This is a genomic window from Heliobacterium chlorum (assembly GCF_014502795.1).
Classification (GTDB): domain Bacteria; phylum Bacillota; class Desulfitobacteriia; order Heliobacteriales; family Heliobacteriaceae; genus Heliobacterium; species Heliobacterium chlorum.
The window spans coordinates 1-1,780 of record NZ_JACVHF010000082.1 but is presented as its reverse complement, the minus strand read 5'-3'; the positions used below and the strand labels follow the sequence as shown (position 1 = coordinate 1,780).

13 tRNA genes and 1 rRNA gene are annotated in these 1,780 nt (G+C 54.0%); all 14 read right to left on the bottom strand.

From position 1 onward, the window contains the following. Nucleotides 1-342: ribosomal RNA gene (locus H1S01_RS20080) — 16S ribosomal RNA — on the bottom strand; the annotation flags it as partial. Between the two features lie 290 nt (nucleotides 343-632). Then, nucleotides 633-708 (bottom strand) — tRNA-Thr (locus H1S01_RS20075). A 3-nt stretch (nucleotides 709-711) separates the two neighbouring features. Next, nucleotides 712-786, bottom strand: a tRNA-Arg gene (locus tag H1S01_RS20070). Between the two features lie 3 nt (nucleotides 787-789). Continuing rightward, nucleotides 790-864, bottom strand: a tRNA-Gly gene (locus H1S01_RS20065). A 3-nt stretch (nucleotides 865-867) separates the two neighbouring features. After that, nucleotides 868-954 (bottom strand) — tRNA-Leu (locus tag H1S01_RS20060). 14 nt (nucleotides 955-968) lie between these two features. After that, nucleotides 969-1,045 (bottom strand) — tRNA-Pro (locus tag H1S01_RS20055). A 21-nt stretch (nucleotides 1,046-1,066) separates the two neighbouring features. Beyond that, nucleotides 1,067-1,154, bottom strand: a tRNA-Leu gene (locus H1S01_RS20050). Between the two features lie 11 nt (nucleotides 1,155-1,165). Then, a tRNA-His gene (locus H1S01_RS20045) sits at nucleotides 1,166-1,241 on the bottom strand. Nucleotides 1,242-1,248: 7 nt separating this feature from the next. After that, nucleotides 1,249-1,325, bottom strand: a tRNA-Arg gene (locus H1S01_RS20040). A gap of 5 nt (nucleotides 1,326-1,330) precedes the next feature. Then, a tRNA-Gly gene (locus tag H1S01_RS20035) sits at nucleotides 1,331-1,405 on the bottom strand. A 19-nt stretch (nucleotides 1,406-1,424) separates the two neighbouring features. Continuing rightward, nucleotides 1,425-1,498 (bottom strand) — tRNA-Gly (locus tag H1S01_RS20030). 12 nt (nucleotides 1,499-1,510) lie between these two features. Beyond that, a tRNA-Pro gene (locus tag H1S01_RS20025) sits at nucleotides 1,511-1,587 on the bottom strand. A 3-nt stretch (nucleotides 1,588-1,590) separates the two neighbouring features. Then, nucleotides 1,591-1,684: transfer RNA gene (locus H1S01_RS20020), tRNA-Ser, on the bottom strand. A gap of 17 nt (nucleotides 1,685-1,701) precedes the next feature. Continuing rightward, nucleotides 1,702-1,779: transfer RNA gene (locus tag H1S01_RS20015), tRNA-Met, on the bottom strand. Nucleotide 1,780: the final 1 nt, after the last annotated feature.

Below are 1,780 nucleotides of genomic sequence, written 5' to 3'. Positions count from 1 at the left end.
GAGTCTGGGCCGTGTCTCAGTCCCAGTGTGGCCGTTCACCCTCTCAGGCCGGCTACCGATCGTCGCCTTGGTGAGCTATTACCTCACCAACTAGCTAATCGGACGCGGACCCATCCAAGAGCGGATTGCTCCTTTGGTTGTCCGGGGATGTCCCCAGACAACGTTATGCGGTATTAGCAGCCCTTTCGGGCTGTTATCCCCCACTCTCAGGCAGGTTATCCACGCGTTACTCACCCGTCCGCCACTAAGCACTTCCACCGAAGTATCCGTGCTCCGTTCGACTTGCATGTGTTAGGCATGCCGCCAGCGTTCGTCCTGAGCCAGGATCAAACTCTCCACAAAAAATGTAGATAAGCTCGAGTCAAGCTCTTATTGATAAAATTTCTTATCGAGTTAAGGCTTCTTGTAACAGAAGTCAACCACTCTCAAGAAGTTGTCCGTCCCGCTTGCGCGGGCCGAATTGACTTTAGTTTCGCACGCTTTTGCTTTAACAACTGTTTGATTTTCAAGGACCAGAATCAGCAACATCTGTCTTGCCGTTGGCCGCCTCATCAGCGACGGAATTACAATTTACCACGTTAAGCACTAAATTGCAACCGGCAATTTTAGGATTTTTGAGAAGAGGCAAAAAATGGAGCCACCGACCGGGATTGAACCGGTGACCTTATCCTTACCAAGGATACGCTCTACCGACTGAGCTACGGCGGCAAATGGTGCGCCCGGCAAGAATCGAACTTGCGCACCTGGTTCCGGAGACCAGTGCTCTATCCACTGAGCTACGGGCGCATATGGAGCGGAAAACGAGATTCGAACTCGCGACCCTCGCCTTGGCAAGGCGATGCTCTACCGCTGAGCTATTTCCGCATTTGGTGCGGTCGAGAGGACTTGAACCTCCACGGCCTTGCGACCACTAGAACCTGAATCTAGCGCGTCTGCCAATTCCGCCACGACCGCATCTGTTGAGTTAATGGTCGGAGCGACACGACTTGAACGTGCGGCCTCTACCACCCCAAGGTAGCGCTCTACCAAACTGAGCTACGCCCCGAAAAAGAGAACCTAATTTGAGTGGTGCCGGAGGCCGGACTCGAACCGGCACGGTCTTGCGGACCGAGGGATTTTAAGTCCCTTGCGTCTACCAATTCCGCCACTCCGGCGAAGGAGAATATGGGGTGACTGATGGGACTTGAACCCACGAGTGCCGGAGCCACAATCCGGTGCGTTAACCACTTCGCCACAGCCACCATAATATGGCGCGCCCGGAGAGATTCGAACTCCCGACCTGCTGATTCGTAGTCAGTTACTCTATCCAGCTGAGCTACGGGCGCATTTATGGAGCGGAAGACGAGATTCGAACTCGCGACCCTCGCCTTGGCAAGGCGATGCTCTACCGCTGAGCTACTTCCGCATGGTGTATGAAATTTAGATGGAGCGGGTGATGGGAATCGAACCCACGTAACTAGCTTGGAAGGCTAGGGCTTTACCATTAAGCTACACCCGCAAAAAGGGATAGTGGTCGGGGTGACACGACTTGAACGTGCGGCCTCCTGCTCCCAAGGCAGGCGCTCCACCAAACTGAGCTACACCCCGACATGGCGGAGAGAAAGGGATTCGAACCCTTGAGACAGGTTTTGCCCGCCTACACGATTTCCAATCGTGCGCCTTCGACCAACTCGGCCATCTCTCCAATGGGTTTATGAAATTTGGTAGCGGTGGTAGGATTTGAACCTACGACACTACGGGTATGAACCGTATGCTCTAGACCAACTGAGCTACACCGCCA